This is a genomic window from Streptomyces sp. PR69 (assembly GCF_026420845.1).
Classification (GTDB): Bacteria; Actinomycetota; Actinomycetes; order Streptomycetales; family Streptomycetaceae; genus Streptomyces.
Map to the genome: position 1 here is coordinate 19,971 of NZ_JAOWCB010000006.1, position 17,361 is coordinate 37,331.

Genomic DNA, 17,361 nt, shown 5'->3' on the forward strand with positions numbered 1-17,361 from the left:
GGAGACACCCCGTGATCTACCGGTACGCCCATGACGTCGTCCTGGACGACATCTTCCTGGACCTCGACGGGTTCATCCCCGGCGTCGAACTGCTGCTGAAGATCGAGGGCCTCAACCCGGCGGGCTCGATCAAACTGAAGGCGGCGGTCGGACTGCTGGACGACGCGGAACAGCGCGGGCTGCTCCGCCCCGGAGGATCGGTCATCGAGTCCTCCTCCGGCAACCTCGGCATCGCGCTCAGCTCGGTGTGCGCGGCCCGCGGCTACCGCTTCACCTGCGTCGTCGACCCCAACACCCCGCGGCAGAGCATCGCGCTGATGGAGGCGTACGGCGCGCAGGCGGTGATCGTGCGCGAGCGCGACGCCAACGGCGGCTATCTGCAGACCCGCATCGACTACATCCACCGGCGGCTGCGCGACGACCCCGCGCTGGTCTGGCCCAACCAGTACGCCAACCCGGCCAATCCGCGCGCCCACTACGAGCGCACCGCCGCCGCCATCGCCCGGCAGGTGAACGGGGTCGACTGCCTCTTCGTCGGCGCGGGCACCACCGGCACGCTCATGGGCTGCGCCCGGTACTTCCGCAAGCACTCGCCCGGCACCCGGATCGTGGCCGTCGACTCCGTGGGGTCGGTGACCTTCGGCACCCCGCCCGGCAAGCGGCATATACCGGGTCTTGGCGCCAGCCGCCGGCCGGAGATCTTCGATCGGCGGCTGGCAGACGCGTTCGTCCAGGTGCCGGAGGCCGACGCGATACGGATGTGCCGCCGGATCACCGCCGAGCGGGGGCTCGCGGTCGGCGGCTCGACGGGCACGGTGCTGGCGGCCGTGGAGCGGCAGCGCGAGGAGATCCCGGCCGGGGCGCGGGTCGTGGCGATCTCCCCGGACCTGGGGGACCGCTATCTCAGCACGGTCTATGACGACCTGTGGGTCTTCGAGCGGTTCGGCGACCTCGACCGGCTCGGCGACCTCGGCGACCTCGGCGACCTCGATGGGCTCGACCAGCCCGGCGGGCTCGGCGACCTCAACGGGCTCGACCGGCCCGGCGGGTCCGGCGGGTCCGGCGGGTCCGGCGGGTCCGGCGGGTCCGGCGGGTCCGGCGGGTCCGGCGGCGCGTCGGGCGACGGCGGACACCTTGGGGCCGGCGGCCCGCCACTCGACGGCGGCCCAGACGTCCAGGGCCAGGGCCACGGCCATGACCGGGACAGCGACCGGGGCCGGGTGCCGGCCACCGCGGGGGGCCGGCACCGCGGCCAGGGCGAGCCGCCCGTGCTGGCGGGCGCGACGCCGTCCGCCGCCGCTCCTTCCGCTCCTTCCGCCGCTTCCGCCCCTTCCACCTCTTCCGCGAACTCCCCGAAAGGCACCTGATGTTCGAGTTCAGCGTCGTCGGCGGCACAGCCGCGCGTGACATCATCGGCCGCACCCGGCAGCAGATCGTCCGGGAGGTCCGTGAGACATATCTGACCCATCACGCCGGCGACTCGGTGAATCCCAACAGCTACTTCCTGCGCTTTCCCGACAAGCCGGACAGCCGCATCATCGCCCTGCCCGCCTATCTCGGCGGCAAGCACGACGTCGCCGGCATCAAGTGGATCAGCAGCTTCCCCGCGAACATCGAAAGCGGCGTCCCGCGCGCTTCGGCCGCGCTGCTGCTCAACGACTACGCCACCGGCTACCCCGTCGCCTGCCTTGAGGCATCCCAGATCAGCGCGGCCCGCACCGCCGCGTCCGCCGTGCTGGCGGCCGAGGAGCTGACCGGCGGCCGCAGTGCCCGCCGCCTCGCCGTCGTCGGCGCCGGTGTGATCGCCCGTAACATCCTGGAGTTCTTCACCGCGCAGGAGTGGTCCTTCGGCGAGGTGGTCGTCCACGACCGCAGCGAGGAGTACGGGGCCGCCTTCACGCAGTACATCACCGGTGAACTGGGCCACACCGCCCGCTTCGAGGCCGGGCTGCGCTCCGCCCTGGACGGCGCGGACCTGATCGTCCTGGCGACCACCGCGGGCGAGCCGTACATCCTGGACCCGCGGACCTTCAGCGCCGGGCAGACGGTGCTCAACATCTCCCTGCGGGACATCGCCCCCGAGATCATCAAGGACGCGCAGAACATCCTCGACGACATCGGCCACTGCATGACGGCGAACACCTCCCCGCATCTGGCCGAGCAGCAGTACGGACACCGGGACTTCATCGCCGGCACCCTCGCCGAGGTGATGCGCGGCGAGCTGAAGCCCGACCCCGGCCGTCCGGTGATCTTCTCGCCGTTCGGTCTCGGCGTGCTCGATCTCGCGGTCGGCGTGCATGTGCTGCGCCACGCCCGCGAGTCGGGCGAAGCGGTGGACGTCGAGGACTTCTTCGGCGAAACCCGGCGGTGGTGACGTATGTCCGCCATCGCCTCCGCCACGCCGTCTGCCTCCGCCCCCTCCGCGCCGCTGCTCGGCGCGGTCGTCATCGGGCTGGGCTCACGGGGCCTCGGCGTCCTCGAACGCATCGTGACCCTGACCTCCCGCCCCCACTGGCGGCAGCGGCCCTTCACCCTCGACCTCGTCGACCCGCGCGCGGACGGAGCGGGCCTGCACGACCCCGAGCAGCCCGACCATCTGCTGCTCAACACCGTGGCCTGCCAGGTGTCGCCGTTTCCGGAGGAGACCACCGTCGGCGACACGGTCGGCGACCGCGGGCCGAATCTGTACGAGTGGGTCCGCGCCCGCGGACTGCGGCTCGGCGACGACGGCCGCACCCTCGGCCCGGCCGGCCGCGAGGTCCGCCCCGACGACTATCTGCCGCGCCGCGTCCTCGGCGAGTACCTCACCTGGTATCTGCGCCGAACGCTGCGCCGCGCCCCCGCGCATCTGGACATCCGGCTCCACCGGGCCACGGCCGTCGCCCTCGCGGACGCGCCCGGCGGAGCCCGTGCCGTCACCCTGGACGACGGCACGGTGCTGCGCCGCCCCTTCGTCTTCCTCACCACGGGCCACACACCGCACGGGGAAACGCCGGACCCCGGCGACCCGCACGACGAGGCAGCCGCGCCCGCACGTGCGACCTCGCCCGCCACGGCCGCGCACGACGACGGCCGCGGCGGTCACGCCCCGCACGAGGGGCCCCTGGAGACGGCGCCCCGGGCCGCCACCGCGGCCGGTCCGGGCACCCGGACAGACGGCCGCACCCGGCACACCCCGCACGAGGGGCCGCCGGAGACCACCGGGCCGGGCGAGACCGCGGCCCCGCCCGCGCCGGGCATACGGGCGGACGGCCTCACCGGTCACACCCCGCCCGGTCAGCGGGCGCACCGCGTCGGCGGGCGTCGGCGGATCGCCGACATCTATCCGCCCGCGCGGAAGTTCGCCGACGTCGCGCCGGGCCAGACGGTCGCACTCGCCGGCACCGGCCTGTCCAGCATGGACGCCGTCGCCTCGCTCACCGTCGGCCGCGGCGGCCGCTACACCGCCGACGGCGGAGTGCGCCGCTATGTCCCCAGCGGCGACGAGCCCCGCATCCTGCTGTTCTCCAGGACCGGGCTGCCGTTCCGCGCCCGGCCGCGGCTGCACCGCCCCGGCGGCGCGTTCGAGCCGCTGGTCTTCCATCAGGCGGGCGTGGACCGGCTGCGTTCGGCCGCGCCGAGCGGACAGCTCAGTCTGTACGGGGACGTCCTGCCGCTGCTCTGCGCCGAGATGCGCATCGCCTACCACCGCCGCTGCGCCCTGCTGGCGGGCGGCGGCCCCGAGGCGGCTCGCCGTACGACGGCCCGGCTGCGCGCCGCCGTCGCCGACGGCTCCCTCGGCCGGGAGCTGGACGAGCTGGACGCCCAGCACGCCGACCGCTTCGGCGTGTTCGACCCGTACGCCGTGCTGTTCCCGGACATCGCGGGGACGACGGCGGTCGCGGTGACGGCAGACAGCGGCGCCTACCAGGAGTGGTACCGGGAGCGGCTCGTCGACGACCTGATCGAGGCACGCCTCGGGCTGTCCGGCTCACCGCTGAAGTCCGCCCTCGAAGTGCTGCGCGACCAGCGTGAAGTGATCCGTTACGCGGTGGACTTCGGCGGCCTCGACGAGAAGTCCCACGAGGAGTTCTACGGCCGCTTCACCTCCGTGCTCAACCGGTCGGTGACCGGTCCGCAGCGCGAACGCCACGAGGAGCTGCTCGCACTGCTGGACGCCGGCGTCGTCGCCGTGCCCTTCGGACCGGGGCCGCGCGCAGACTGGGACGAGGAGGCGGGCGTCTGGCGCATCACGTCCACGGCGCTGGCGGAGCCGTACGGCGAGAGCGCCGACTGGCTGGCGCACGCGACCTCCGGCCAGCCGGATGTGGAGCGCACCGGCAGCGCCCTGCTGGCGGGCATGCTCGCCGCCGGGCGCATCCGCCGGCACCGTCCTGAGGCGCCCAGCAGCCGGGGCGTCGACATCACCCCGGGCCAGCACCCGGTCGCCGCCGACGGCACGGCAGACGAACGCATCTGGATTCTCGGGCCGCTGTGCGAGGGCGCGACCTTCTACAACCACTATGTGCCGTCGCCGGGCGGGGTGAACCGCGCGCTCCTCGACGCGCACTGCTGCGTCACGGCGATGCTCGACGCGGCCGCCCGCATGGCGACGCGGGCCGCGGTCATGCCCTCCATGAGCCAGACAGCCACGGGCCCGACAGCCATCAGCCCACCAGCCCAGCACGACGACCGTCCCCTGGCCGAAGCGGAGGCAGCCCGGTGAACGCGGCACTCGCGACACTTCCCATCCTGGTCACCCTCGGCCTGCTCGCCGCGCGCGTGAAGGCCCTGTACGCGGCCCTCGCCGCACTCGCCTCGGCGGCCGTGCTCACCGCCCTGGCCTTCCGCACGCCGCTCGGGGAACTGGCCGACTCCGGGCTGCATATGCTGCCCACGGCCGTGGAACTGGCCGCGATCCTCTTCGGCGGCATCCTGCTGAGCGAGCTGATGAGCCGTACGGGCGCACAGCGGCGGCTGGGTGACTGGATCGGCGGGGCGTGCCGGACGCCGGGGCGCGCGGTGCTGCTGGTGCTGCTCGGCGTGACGCCGTTCGCCGAGTCGCTCACCGGCTTCGGCATCGGCGTGATCGTCGCGATCCCGCTGCTGCGGCAGCTCGGACTGTCCCCGGCGAAGGCGGCCGTCGTGGGTCTGCTGGGCCTGGTCACCGTGCCGTGGGGGTCGCTGGCCCCCGGCAGTCTGGTGGCCGCCCAGCTCGGCGGGGTCGGCTTCCAGGAGCTGGGCGTGTACTCGGCGCTGCTGTCCGCGCCGGTCTTCGCGATCTGCGCGGCGGCCGCGCTGGCCGTGACGTACGGGGTGCGGGGCGCGCTGTCCCTGGCGGGCGACTGGCTGCTGGCCGTGGGCACGCTGTGGACCGTCATATGGGCCGTCAACGCCTTCGTCGGCGTGCCGCTCGCCGGTGTGCTGGGCGGTCTTGCGGTGATCGCGGCGCTGCTGCTGGTCTCCCGCGCCCAGGACGGCCCGCGACAGCCGGCGGAGCCGATCGCCCGCACCCTGACCCCGTACGCCTTCCTGGTCGGCGGGCTCCTCGCCGGGCGGGCGGCGCTGGCCGCGGCGGGCGTGGAGGAGGGCTGGTGGGCGGTCCTGGCGGGCCCCGCGGGCTGGCTGCTGCTGACCGTGGCGCTGACCCCGCGGCTGCTCGGCGGGCGGGACGCGGTGCTGGGCGCCGCCGTGCGGGACACGCTGGGCCGGTGGTGGCTGGTGACCATGACGACCGTCGTCTTCCTGGCGCTGGGCACGCTGCTGACCGCGTCCGGGATGAGCCGCGCCATCGCGGAGGCGGCTGCCGGGCTCGGCCCGGCGTATCTCGTCCTCGCACCGTGGATCGGCGCGGCCGGCGGCTTCCTGGCCGGCTCCAACACCGGGGCCAATGCGATGTTCGCGGCCAGCCAGGGCGCGACGGCGCAGGTCCTCGGCTATCCGGCGGTCCAGCTGGTCGCCGTCCAGAACGTCAGCGCCGCGCTGGCCTCCGGGGCGGCCGTCGCGCGCGTGGTGCTGGCGGCCCAGCTCGCCCAGAGCGCGCCCGGCCCGAGCGATGAGCCCGGCCGCGGGTCGGAGGCGTCCGCCGGTACGGGCGCCGGTACGGGTACGGTGCTGGTCCAGGCGCCCGCGGCTACGGCTACGGCTACGGCTACGGCTACGGCGGCGACCGTGGATCCCAGCCGGGTGCTGCGCACCGTGCTCGGCGTGTACGCGGCGGTGTTCGTCGCGCTGGGGGCGATCGCCCTGCTGTGGCGGTGAGTGCCGAAGCCGTCCGACGACGCGGCCCCGCACCTCCAACGAGGTGCGGGGCCGCGTCGTCGCCTTCCGTCCTCGCCTAGGCGGCGACGGTCAGCCCCGCGCCGCGCCACCGCCGCGCGATCTCCAGGACCGCGCCGACGGCCGGAGGCAGCCAGGACTGCTCGCTCCACATCAGCCGTACGACCCGGTGCTGACGCGGCAGTTCGTCCAGCACGATCACATCCCCCCGTTCGACCTCCGTCGACACCGCGTCCTCGGGGAGCATCGCCGCGAAGCGGCCGTTGCGCATCAGCTCCAGGATTCCCCGGACCGATCCCGCCGAGGTGAACTCCGGGCCGACGCCATAGGCCGCGGCCATCTCGTCGCGCAGGAACTGATGCGAAGGACAGCCCGAGTCGATCTGCAGCACCCGGACCCCGTCCAGCCCGCGGCGCGTCTTGAGCACCGCGTCAAGGCCGGGGCTGGCCACGGGCACCAGATCGAGCGGGTGCAGATCCTCGTGCCGCAGATCCGCGGGGTTGTCCTCCGGACAACCGGGGCGGGCGAGCACCAGGCCCACATCGAGCTTGCCCGCCGTGATCTCCTCGGCGATCCGTGAGGAGTGCATCGTCAGCGGCGACAGCTCGACCTTGGGATAGCGGTACTGGCACTCCCAGATCAGCCTGGTCATCTCCTTGTCCACCAGCAGCGAGGCCACCCCCACCGAGACCCGCCCCGTCGTCTCGCCGCGGGCCGTGAGCGCGTCCGACAACTCGTCCACGAGACTGAACAGCCGCGCCACATAGCAGTGGAACGTCTCCCCGGCCTGCGTGAGCCGCACCCCATGCGGCAGCCGCTGGAACAGCGGCGCGCCCGCCTGGGACTCCAGCGCCCTGATGTGGGACGTGACGGTCGACTGCGAGTATCCGAGCCGCCGCCCGGCCTGGGTGATGCTTTCCGCGCGGGCCACTTCCCAGAAGGTGCGCAGCTGGTAGAGAGCGATATCCATGATTCCTCCCCGTTATCTCCCGGAAATCATGCAGGGGGGCGGTGGAATCCGGCCGACATGAACCACTACTTCGTCAGCTGCGGTTCGGCCATGTGCGCGCGGCGGAGACCCCGCGCCTCAAGGGGATTCACAACCCAGCCCCGCCGGCGATCGAGGCGCAGGAGCCCGCACATTCAGCCCCGCCGACGATCGAGGCGCAGGAGCCCGCACATTCAGCCCCGCCGACGATCGAGGCGCAGGGACCCGCACATTCAGCCCCGCCGACGATCGAGGCGCAGGAGCCCAAAACCCAGCCCCGCCGGCGATTGAGGCGCAAGGGCCCGCACATTCAGCCCCGCCGGCGATTGAGGCGCAGGGGTGCGGGGGCTCCGTGCCCCAGGGTCAAGGGCGGGTGGGCGGGGAAGCGCCGAGGCGCGTGCGGGCGTAGTGGCGGGACGCGCGGGCGCGGTTGCCGCAGCCCGGGGAGCACCACGCCCGGCGGGCGTGGTGCTTGACGTAGAAGAGGCGGCAGCCCGGCCCCTCGCAGGCCCGCAGCAGGGCCAGTTCGGGCCCGGTGAAGAGCGTGACCGCGTCGTCGGCCAGCTCCGCGAGCGCCGCCGTCACGGGCCGGGCGGCGCGGTGGACGCGGGCGGCGGGGGCCGCGGGGGCGGTGCCGGACGGCCCCCAGATCAGTTCGCGCCAGGACGGCACGGCGGCAAGCGCGGCGTTCACCGCGGCGGTCGCCTCTGGCGGCGCAGACGCCCCCCGTACCGCCGCCGCGGCCAGCGCGCGGATGCCGTCGCGCAGGGCACGCGCGACGGCGAGATCCTGCGCGCCGACGCCCAGCAGGTCCGCGTCGGCCAGCGGCGTCACCAGCCGGGCCCGCATATCCCGCAGCCACGCGGCGAGCTGCTCGACACCCGCCAGCCCCTCCCGCGCGCGCCCGCGCACCGCGTACGCCGTGTTGGCCAGCTCGATCGCGGGCCGCTCACCGAAGAGCGGCGCTCCGCCCGAGGCGAGGTCGGACACCTTCATCCGGCCGATGCTACCCACCGTCCCCCGCCGCGCCCGCGGCCCTCTGCTCAGCCAGCTCGGCGTTCTCCTTCTCCAGGCGTTCGATCTTCTCGTGCAGCTCATGGATGGCGTGGCGTACGTCGTCGGCGGGGACGAGCTGCGGAATGTGCTGGGGACAGTTCCAGTCGTAGCCCTCCACCCGGATCAGCAGGGCCCGCTCGGCGCGGGCCGGGTAGCCGTCCGGGGTGAGCCGGGCGACCAGTTCGGGGTCTTCCGCGGCTTCCACGGCGCGGGCGGCGCCGAAGATTTTCAGCCGGGTGCGATGGGCGTAGTCCATCAGGAAGAGCGCGACCCGCTCCGAGTGGTCGAGGTTGCCGCGGCTGATGTACTGGCGGTTGCCGCGGAAGTCGGCGAAGCCCAGGGTGTGTTCGTCCAGCACCCGCAGAAAGCCGCGGGGTCCGCCGCGGTGCTGGATGTACGGCCAGCCCGCCTCGCCGACGCTGGCGAGATAGAAGCTGTCCCGCTGGGCGAGGAACCTCCGCTCGTCGGGGCCGATGGGTTCGGGGCCGTCCGCGGGACCTTCGACGCGGCCCCGGTAGGCGCGATGGCTTCCGTGCAGCCGCTGATGGGCCTGCACTTTCGGGGAGAAGGCGATCTCTGCGTAACGGTCGCTCATGATCCGGGCTCCTCGGCGGGTGAGATGCGGAAAGACACGGAGAAAAACGCAGGGAAAGACGCGGGGGACGACGTGGGGCAAACGGGCCAGGCGCGTGTCCGTGCGGCCGTCGCCGCACGGACACGCGCCTGGTGACTGCCGGTCAGCGGCGACGCGGGTCAGCTGTCGTGCCGGACCAGCGGCCAGTCGATCTCGGTGCCCGCGCCCTTGTTGATGAAGTTGGTGAAGACGTTGAGCGCGACGTTCGCGATGACTTCGGCGATCTCCGCGTCCGTCAGCCCCGCGGCTCGCGCGTTCTGCGCGTCGGCGTCGGCGAGTCCGCCGCGGGTGCGCAGCACGGCGTCGGCCAGCGTGAGGGCGGCCTGCGCCTTGGGGTCGGCGGACTTGGCCCGGCGGGCGGCCGCGGTCTCGGAGTCGTCCAGCTTGGCGACGTTCGCGGCCAGGTAGGTGTGGGCCGACAGGCAGTAGTCGCAGCCGTTCTCCTGTGCGACGAGCAGGGCGATGCGCTCGCGCACCGGCGCGGGGAGCACGCCTTCGCCGAGGGCTCCGGAGAAGCCGAGGTACGCCTTGAGGACGGACGGGCTGTTGGCCATCGCCTTGGTCATGTTGGGGGTGACGCCCAGGGCCTTCTGGACTCCGGCGAGCAGCTCGGCGGCGGCGCCGGTGGCGGACTCGGGCTGAACCAGGGGGAGACGCGACATGTCAGTGCCCTTCTGAGCAGAGGTGATGGTGGAGGTGTACGTGGTGTACGTGGTGGACGAGGCAGACGAGGCAGACGAGGCAGACGAGGCGGACGTGGTGGCGGCGGTCGCCGCGGAAGCGGCCGAAGTGCCGTTCGGCGGAGTGGACTTGTCGGTGTTGCGGGCGTTGTGCCACAGGCGGCGGATCACAGCGGGCCGCTCCCTTCTCGAAGGTTCTAACGCTTGCGATGGGGTGTAACTGTTAGGTCTGGGCCCTCATTCCCGCTCCGCGAAACTTTTTTCCGGCTGCCCCGAAGCGCTTCGGGCCCGGAATGAACCGGGCGCTCCCCTGGTTGGGGAGTCCCGATCACGCAGCCGGACGCGGCTGCCCTCCGACCGACGAAGGAGTGGGAGTCATGAAGGTCCGCAACTCTCTGCGCTCGCTGAAGAACAAGCCGGGAGCGCAGATCGTGCGCCGCAGGGGCAAGACCTATGTCATCAACCGGAAGGACCCGCGCGGCAAGGCCAGACAGGGCTGACGCCTTTTCAACTTCAACCGGCACCGACGCTACAACGCGCACACCGGCTGGCCCACCGGTATCGGAATTCCTGTGGGCCGGCATCGGCGCAACACATGAACAGAGCACCGGACGGCCCGATTTCTGCCATCCGGATTTCAGCCAATCAGTGGGACTGTCCGCTCACTAACGTCTTCATCACGGCAAGCGATAGCGCGCCTTTCGCCCAGCTGACGTTTCCGCCGTGAGTTTTCTCCGCTACGAAAGAGGACGCTTGATGAGTTCGACAGCCACCCGCGGCAGACGCCGTCTGTCCGCCGGTCTCGCTCTGCTGATGGCCGGGTCGTTCCTGGCCGCCGCGCCCTCCGCGCAGGCCGCCGAGCAAACGCACACGGACAACGCGGCGCTGCTCTGGAACAAGCACACGGTCGACGCGGTCATCGCCGCGTCCAACGGCGCCACCGCCCCGCCGGTCGGCGCCCGTTACTTCGCCATCGTCAGCACCTGCGCGTACGACGCCTGGGCCGCCTATGACCCGTTCGCCGTCGGCACCCAGTACGGAGACAAGCTGCGCCGCCCCTGGTGGGAGGGGACGTACGTGAACAAGAAAGCCACCGTCAGCTATGCGGCCCACCGCGCGCTGGTCGACCTCTTCCCGGCCCAGAAGGCGGACCTCGACGCCAAGCTCCGCGCCCAGGGCTATGACCCGGACAACGACGAGGTCAACGGCCGCACCCCGGCCGGCATCGCCCACAAGGCATGTGACGCGGTGCTGGAGTTCCGCCACAACGACGGGGCCAACCAGCTCGGCGACCCGGCCTACTCCGACCCGGACCCGGATTCGTACGTCTACGACAACGGCTATGTGGACTACGACAACTTCGACAAGTCCACCATCAAGGACCCGGGCCGCTGGGCGCCCATCCGCAAGGACGGCGTCACCCAGAAGTTCATCGGCTCGCAGTTCCCGAAGGTCATCCCCTTCGCGATGAAGAGCGCCGACCAGTTCCTGCCGCCCACCCCGCCCGCGTACGGCTCCGACGCGCAGAAGAAGTCCGCCGCCCAGCTGCTGGACTACAGCGCGAATCTCACCGACGAGCGCAAGGCCATCGCCGAGTTCTGGATCGAGGCCAAGGAGTCCCCGACCGGCCACCAGAACCAGGCCGCGCAGTTCGTCTCCCAGCGTGACGGCCACTCCCTCGACGAGGACGTGAAGATGTTCTTCGGCCTCAACCTGGGCATGGGCGACGCGGGCATAGCCGTCCGGCACACCAAGAAGCACTACGACTACGCCCGGCCGATCTCCACGATCCGCTACGACCACGCCGGCCAGCAGATCAAGGCCTGGGGCGGCCCGGGCAAGGGCACACAGGTCATCGACGGCAAGGACTGGACGCCGTATATCTCCACCCCCGCCTTCCCCGCTTATATCTCCGGCCACTCCACCTGGGGGTCGACCGCGGCCGAGTATCTGAAGCTGTGGACCGGCAGCGACAGGTTCGGCGACTCGGCCACCGTCAAGGCGGGTTCCTCCAAGATCGAGCCCGGCGTCACCCCGGCCAAGGACGTCACGCTGAAGTGGAACACCTTCAGCGAGTACGCCGACCAGGACGGCATCTCCCGCCTCTACGGCGGCGTCCACTGGGAGTACGACATGAAGGGCGGCCGCCAGCTGGGCATCGACCTGGCGCGGAACGCCTTCAAGGTGGCGCAGGGGTACTTCAACGGGTACGGGCCCGACTTCCCCTTCACCCCCTAGCCCACTGCCCTTCCCGTCCGCGCAGCACCCCTGACGCCGATGTGTCCGGGCCCGCAGCCACCCTTCGCGGGCCCGGACGCCCGTCGCGTCCCACCTGACAGCGCCTGACAGCACCTGACACAGTCCCCGGCGGCGCGTTGCCGCCTCCACGGCTCGACCCGCACCGTGGACGCCAACGCCTTGAGAGCCGGCAGAAGCCAGAGAGAAGCGTGTTGACCATGAAGACACTGCGAACGGGCCATGTCGGCCTCAATGTCACCGACCTCGACCGCTCCATCGCCTTCTACACCAAGGCCCTCGGACTCGACGTCGCGGGCGAGGGCGAACACGAGGGACGCCGGCACGCCTTCCTCACCCATGACGGGGAGCTGCTGCTGACCCTGTGGCAGCAGGCCGCGGACGGCTTTGCCGCCTCCCGCGCGGGTCTGCACCATCTGGCCTTCCAGGTCGACTCGATCGAGGAGGTGAAGGCCGCGGAACAGGTGCTGCGTGAGCTGGACGCCGAGTTCGCCTACGACGGCGTCGTCCCGCATGGCGAGGGGGCCGCGTCCGGCGGGATCTTCTTCACCGACCCGGACGGCACCCGGCTGGAGATCTACGCCTCCTCCGGAGCGGACATCGCCCCCGCCCCCACCCCGTCCGGGCCCACCTGCGGGTTCTTCTAGAAGGCGGGCCGGAGCCGGTCGTGTACCACCGTGGAGAGATCGCCGTACAGACCCGCGCGGGCGTACGGGAGCATGCGGAACGCGCCCAGGCCGTCATCCGGGAGGCCATCCCGGAGGTCGCCGCGGCCTTTCTCGCCGAACAGCCGATGATCGTGCTCGGCGGGGCGGAGGGGCCGGGCGAGCCAGGCGGCGCGGACGGGCCAGGCGGCGCGGGCCGGATCTGGGCCACCCTCCTGGCGGGCGAGCCGGGCTTCATCCGCGCACCCAACCCGCTGACCGTGACCGTGGACGCCACACCGTCCGCACACGATCCGCTCGCCCACGCCCTCGGCCGACCCGCCAAGGTGGGGATGATCGCCGTGTCGCCGGCGACCCGCCGCCGGATGCGGGTCAACGGCCTGGCGCACCCAACCCGCCGCGGGCTCCGGATCGATGTCCACCAGGTCATCTCCAACTGCCCCAAGTACATCCAGAGACGCGACTTCCGTCTCCTCCCGCCCGAGGAGCGGCTGCCTGCGTCCGTCCGGGGAGGGCCCGCGCTCACCCCCGGCCAGCAGCTGGCCATCAGCACGGCCGACACCTTCTTCATCGCCACCGCCACACCGGACGGCGACGCGGACGCCTCACACCGGGGCGGCAACCCCGGCTTCGTCCAGGTGCTCTCCCCCACGCATCTGCGCTGGCCGGACTATGCGGGCAACGCCATGTTCCTCACCCTGGGCAATCTCGCGCTCAACCCGGCCGCCGGCCTGCTCTTCCCCGACTGGAGGAATGGCTCGCTGCTCCATCTGACCGGCGTCGCGCGCACCGGGTGGGCCGCGGGGGAGGCGGCGCGGGTCCCCGGTGCGGAGCGGCTCGTCGACTTCCTCGTCGGCGAGGTGCGCGAGATCGCGCACGCGGTGCCGCTGGGCTGGACCCGGCCGGACTACTCGCGCCACAACCCGCCGGTGGCGCCCGCCGGCGACTGACGCCTCCCCTCCCCCGGCCGGGCCGAGCGCCCGGGCCCCTCCCGGGGGCTCCGCCCCCGAACCCCTGCGCCTCAAACTCCCCCAGACTCCGTCCGGGGGTACCCCCACGGGGCTGGATTGTGCAGCCCCTTGCGCCTCAAACGCCGGCGAGGCTGAAATACGCTGCCCCCGCACCTCAAGTGCCCGGCGGGGCAGGGTCTCCGGCCCCCGCGCCTCAAACGCCGACGAAGCTTGCACGTGCAGCCCCATGCGCCTCAAACGCCGGCGAGGCTGGAATGTGCGACCCCGCGCCTCAAACGGCGGCGAGGCTGGATTTCCGGCCCCCCGCGCCTCAAACGCCGGCGAGGCTGAAATGCGCGGCCCCTGCCCCTTCAAGTGCCCGGCGAGGCAGGGTCTCCGGCCCCTGCGCCTCAAACGCCAGCGAGGCTGGAATGTGCGGGCCCGCGCCTCACGTGCCGGGCGGGGCAGGGCTTCTGGCCCCCGCGCCTCAAACGGCGGCGAGGCTGGAATGTGCGGGCCGCGCGCCTCGCGTGCCGATGCGGGGCTGGGTCTCCGGGCCCTCACCTCAAACGCCGACGGGGCTGGAATACGCCGCGTCGGCGAGGCCAGAATTTGGCGCAGCCGAATCAAGCCCTGTTGGGGCACCTCCGTGAGGGTCCCCGGACAGAGTATGGGGGGAGGTAGCCGGGGGAGCTTGAGGACACGGCCGAAGGCCGTACCGGGGCCCAGGGCGAAGCCCCGTGAATCAAGCCCCTGGGGGCGCCTCCCAGCCGTAGCGAAAACCGTACAGCGGGGGCGGCGCCCCGCCGCGTGGTGTAGCCGATCAGCCTTGGCGGCGTCGTTGGTGGCGGCAGGTTCGCCCGTCGGCGACCTCCGCCACCCTGACCGACTCGCGCGGCGGCGCGAAGCTTCGGCCGGGCCGGCCGATCGCAGGTCATCTCGGTACGGCGCGGTCCGGATGGCTACGCCACTCGGTGAGACGCCACCCGGGCAACGGGAAGGAAAATCCAGCCCGTTGGGGGTGTCTCCCGGACGAAGTCTGGGGGTGAGGACACGGCCTTCCCGCCGTACAGCGGGGGGCGCGGCGGCGCGAAGCTGCCGCCCCCCCCTGGGACGGGGGGCGGCAGCCCGGCAGCACCTCCCCCGGAGGGGGTCTGGGGGCGGGGCCCTCAGTTTCGGGAAGGGGAGGGGCAGGGGAAAAGGTCCCGCCGCGCGACTTCGTCAAGTCCATCGGATTCGCCGCTGGCCCCCCATCGGAGAGACCGCGGTTCTGACGAAGTCCGCGTCACTAGATTGGTTTCTGCCCGGAAAACCGGCCCCGCGTCAACGCCCCGGAAACCGCGCGCGTTTCGGCACGCATTCGCCGAACGAATCAGTGACACCAGCACCCGCAGCGACCCGGAAACCCGAAAACCCGGAAAAGGGGACAGGGAACACCCATGTCTGAAATCGAGTACATCAAGAATGTCTTCCGCAGCGGCTTCGAGCTCACCGACATCGAATGGACCGCCTGGTCCGAGCCCGGCCGCGTCGGCGTCGAGCACCATGTGCTGTGGGCGCCGGACGAGGCGCAGGGGGAGGACTCCGCGGGACTGCTGCTGCGCTTCCCGCCCACCGCGCACGGCGACTTCCACGAGCACCTCGGCTATGAGCTGATGCTCGTCCTGGACGGGCAGCTCGACCACAGCGACGGCGCCTCCTACGTCAAGGGCGACCTGGTCGTCGAAGGGCCCGGCACACGGCACCAGATGTCCAGCGCCACCGGCTGCACCGTACTGGCGATCCGTACGAAACCGGCCTCGGCCCGTGTGCCGCGGCAGCCGATACGCCCGGTCGGCGCCGCCGCCGCGCGCTGACCCCGCGCCGGCCGCCACGGTCCGGCTCCGGCTCCGGCCCCCCCCCGGCCCCTCGCAAGACTTCGCAAGATTTCGAAAAGAGAGGTCCATGTCTTCGCCCGCCCCATCGCAGGACGCCCGGCCCGCCGCACGGGCCACCGCCCGGCCCCCCTCCCGGCCCCACGCCGGGCCCCACGCCGGGCGCGCCACCGGCCAGCGCGTCCTGGTCTCCAGCGTCTCCTCCGACTCCCACACCTGGAATCTGGTGTTCCTGCAGCTGCTGCTGGAGGAGCTCGGCAACGAGGTCATCAACGTCGGGGCGTGCGTCCCGGACGACCTGCTGATCGCCGAGTGCCGCCGCACCAGCCCCGACATGGTCGTCATCAGCAGCGTCAACGGCCATGGCCACCTCGACGGGCGGCGGCTCATCGGGCGGCTGCGCGCCGAGCCCGACCTCGCCGGCCTGCCGGTGGTGATCGGGGGCAAGCTGGGCACCCGGGGCGCGGAGAACGCCGCCCACGGACCGGAGCTGATGGCGGCGGGCTTCGACGCGGTCTTCGAGGACTCCGCGGGCATCGCCCCCTTCCGCGAGTTCCTCGAAGCCCGCACCCCCGCGGCCCTCACGGCCGGGGGCGCGGCATGAGCGCCCTCGTCCCCCGCACCGGGCGGCGCGACGCCGAACGGCAGCCCGCCACCGCGCCCTTCGGGGCCGCCGTGGCGGCCGCCGCGGCGGCCGGGCGGCTGGTCGTGCAGCCCCGGATGGGCATGCCGACGGTCGCGGAGATGCAGCGGGGGCTGCACGCCGTACGCGCCGCCGATGCCACCGCCGTCGGCACCATCACCCTCGACAGCTACACCCGCGTCGGCGACCACGACTCCGCCCGCAAGGCGCTGCGCGACGGCAGCGACCTCAACGGCTTCCCGATCGTGGCGCATGGCGCGGGCGTCACCCGCGCCATGCTCGCGGGCGTCGCGGACGGCGACTTCGCCGTCCAGGTGCGGCACGGCTCCCCGCTGCCGCTCGGCATCGTGCAGGCCCTGCTCGACGCCGGGCTCGACGCCACCGAGGGCGGCCCCGTGTCGTACTGCCTGCCGTACAGCAGGACCCCCCTCGCCGAAGCCGTCGACGCCTGGGCCCGCAGCTGCGAACTCCTCGCCGAACGGGTCGACGGCGCACACCTGGAGAGCTTCGGCGGCTGCATGCTGGGACAGCTCTGCCCGCCCAGCCTGCTCGTCGCGATCTCCCTCCTCGAAGGGATCTTCTTCAGGCAGCACGGGCTGCGCAGCATCTCCCTCAGCTACGCCCAGCAGACCAGCTTCGCCCAGGACGTGGACGCCATCGCGGCGCTGCGCCACCTCGCCGGGGAGCACCTCGGCGACACCCAGTGGCATGTCGTGCTCTACACATACATGGGCGTCTTCCCCCGTACGGAGCCCGGCGCGCTGGCCCTGCTGCGCACCAGCGCGGTGCTCGCCGCCTCCACCGGCGTCGAGCGGATGATCGTCAAGACGGCGGCGGAGGCCCACCGCATCCCCACCGTCGCCGACAACATCCAGGCACTCGAAGTGGCCGCCCGCGCCTCCGAGAACCTCACCGTCTTCGGCGACCGGCCCCTGCTCAGCAGCGGCGGGGCGGGCGCGAGCATCGCCGAGAACCCCGTCTACGCCGAGGCCCGCACGCTCGTCGAGGCGGTGCTCGAACTGGACGCGGACGTCGGCCGGGCGCTGCTCAAGGCCTTCGCCAAGGGCTATCTGGACGTCCCGTACTGCCTGCACGCCGACAACGCGCAGCGCACCCGCGCCTTCATCGACGAGCGCGGCGCGCTGCGGTGGCTGACCGCCGGATCGATGCCGGTCACGGCGGCCCCGGCCGCGGGCCCGCGCCGGCTGCGCGCCGACGACTTCCTCGGGATGCTCGGCCATGTGCAGCGGCACTTCGACCAGACGGCCCTCGAACCGTCCGCCGCCCCCGCTCCCTCCCCCGTACCGGATCCCTCCCCCGCACTCGCTTCCGCTCCCGCACTCGCGAAGGACTGACA

15 protein-coding genes are annotated in these 17,361 nt (G+C 72.5%); 11 read left to right on the forward strand and 4 right to left on the reverse strand.

Going from position 1 to position 17,361, the window contains the following annotated elements; translation table 11 throughout:
* The first annotated feature begins 11 nt into the window (after positions 1 to 11).
* Genes sbnA through OF819_RS07520 form a run of 4 tightly spaced genes read left to right on the forward strand, consistent with a single transcriptional unit; the run spans position 12 to position 6,240 of the window.
* Positions 12 to 1,367, forward strand: coding sequence for a 2,3-diaminopropionate biosynthesis protein SbnA (gene sbnA / locus OF819_RS07505; protein ID WP_323748905.1), 1,356 nt, complete (start codon positions 12 to 14; stop codon positions 1,365 to 1,367).
* Entirely contained in the window at positions 1,367 to 2,374 is a 1,008-nt protein-coding gene (gene sbnB / locus OF819_RS07510; protein ID WP_267242597.1) for a 2,3-diaminopropionate biosynthesis protein SbnB, read from the forward strand. The genes sbnA and sbnB overlap by 1 nt, the downstream gene beginning before the upstream one ends.
* A gap of 3 nt (positions 2,375 to 2,377) precedes the next feature.
* Positions 2,378 to 4,705 carry an FAD/NAD(P)-binding protein gene (locus OF819_RS07515; protein ID WP_267242598.1) on the forward strand — a complete coding sequence of 776 codons (2,328 nt, stop codon included), beginning with the start codon at positions 2,378 to 2,380 and terminating at the stop codon, positions 4,703 to 4,705.
* Entirely contained in the window at positions 4,702 to 6,240 is a 1,539-nt protein-coding gene (locus OF819_RS07520; protein ID WP_267242599.1) for an L-lactate permease, read from the forward strand. The genes OF819_RS07515 and OF819_RS07520 overlap by 4 nt, the downstream gene beginning before the upstream one ends.
* Positions 6,241 to 6,316: 76 nt before the next feature.
* Here the strand turns inward: OF819_RS07520 and OF819_RS07525 are convergent, their stop codons facing one another.
* The 4 genes from OF819_RS07525 to OF819_RS07540 form a co-directional block, all read right to left on the reverse strand.
* Positions 6,317 to 7,228 (reverse strand): LysR family transcriptional regulator, encoded by a 912-nt coding sequence (locus OF819_RS07525; protein WP_267242600.1) that lies wholly within the window; start codon positions 7,226 to 7,228, stop codon positions 6,317 to 6,319.
* A 381-nt stretch (positions 7,229 to 7,609) separates the two neighbouring features.
* Positions 7,610 to 8,242, reverse strand: a complete 633-nt coding sequence (locus OF819_RS07530) for a CGNR zinc finger domain-containing protein (protein ID WP_267242601.1) — start codon at positions 8,240 to 8,242, stop codon at positions 7,610 to 7,612.
* Between the two features lie 10 nt (positions 8,243 to 8,252).
* On the reverse strand, positions 8,253 to 8,897 hold the full coding sequence (locus OF819_RS07535) for a pyridoxamine 5'-phosphate oxidase family protein (protein ID WP_267242602.1): 645 nt from the start codon (positions 8,895 to 8,897) through the stop codon (positions 8,253 to 8,255).
* Between the two features lie 158 nt (positions 8,898 to 9,055).
* Positions 9,056 to 9,787: a carboxymuconolactone decarboxylase family protein gene (locus OF819_RS07540; protein ID WP_267242603.1), complete on the reverse strand. Its 732-nt coding sequence runs from the start codon at positions 9,785 to 9,787 to the stop codon at positions 9,056 to 9,058.
* A gap of 206 nt (positions 9,788 to 9,993) precedes the next feature.
* On the opposite strand from OF819_RS07540, the gene ykgO reads away from it, so the two are divergent.
* The 7 genes from ykgO to OF819_RS07575 all read left to right on the forward strand — a co-directional run bounded on the left by ykgO (position 9,994) and on the right by OF819_RS07575 (position 17,359).
* On the forward strand, positions 9,994 to 10,116 hold the full coding sequence (ykgO, locus tag OF819_RS07545; protein WP_267242604.1) for a type B 50S ribosomal protein L36: 123 nt from the start codon (positions 9,994 to 9,996) through the stop codon (positions 10,114 to 10,116).
* 256 nt (positions 10,117 to 10,372) lie between these two features.
* Positions 10,373 to 11,854, forward strand: coding sequence for a vanadium-dependent haloperoxidase (locus OF819_RS07550; protein ID WP_267242605.1), 1,482 nt, complete (start codon positions 10,373 to 10,375; stop codon positions 11,852 to 11,854).
* Positions 11,855 to 12,072: 218 nt separating this feature from the next.
* Positions 12,073 to 12,519, forward strand: a complete 447-nt coding sequence (locus tag OF819_RS07555; RefSeq protein WP_416370488.1) for a VOC family protein — start codon at positions 12,073 to 12,075, stop codon at positions 12,517 to 12,519.
* A 20-nt stretch (positions 12,520 to 12,539) separates the two neighbouring features.
* Positions 12,540 to 13,487 carry a pyridoxamine 5'-phosphate oxidase family protein gene (locus tag OF819_RS07560; protein ID WP_267242607.1) on the forward strand — a complete coding sequence of 316 codons (948 nt, stop codon included), beginning with the start codon at positions 12,540 to 12,542 and terminating at the stop codon, positions 13,485 to 13,487.
* Positions 13,488 to 14,926: 1,439 nt separating this feature from the next.
* Positions 14,927 to 15,343, forward strand: a complete 417-nt coding sequence (locus OF819_RS07565; RefSeq protein WP_267242608.1) for a cupin domain-containing protein — start codon at positions 14,927 to 14,929, stop codon at positions 15,341 to 15,343.
* A gap of 88 nt (positions 15,344 to 15,431) precedes the next feature.
* Positions 15,432 to 15,965 carry a cobalamin B12-binding domain-containing protein gene (locus OF819_RS07570; protein WP_267242609.1) on the forward strand — a complete coding sequence of 178 codons (534 nt, stop codon included), beginning with the start codon at positions 15,432 to 15,434 and terminating at the stop codon, positions 15,963 to 15,965.
* On the forward strand, positions 15,962 to 17,359 hold the full coding sequence (locus OF819_RS07575; RefSeq protein ID WP_267242610.1) for a methylaspartate mutase: 1,398 nt from the start codon (positions 15,962 to 15,964) through the stop codon (positions 17,357 to 17,359). The genes OF819_RS07570 and OF819_RS07575 overlap by 4 nt, the downstream gene beginning before the upstream one ends.
* Positions 17,360 to 17,361 lie beyond the last annotated feature (2 nt).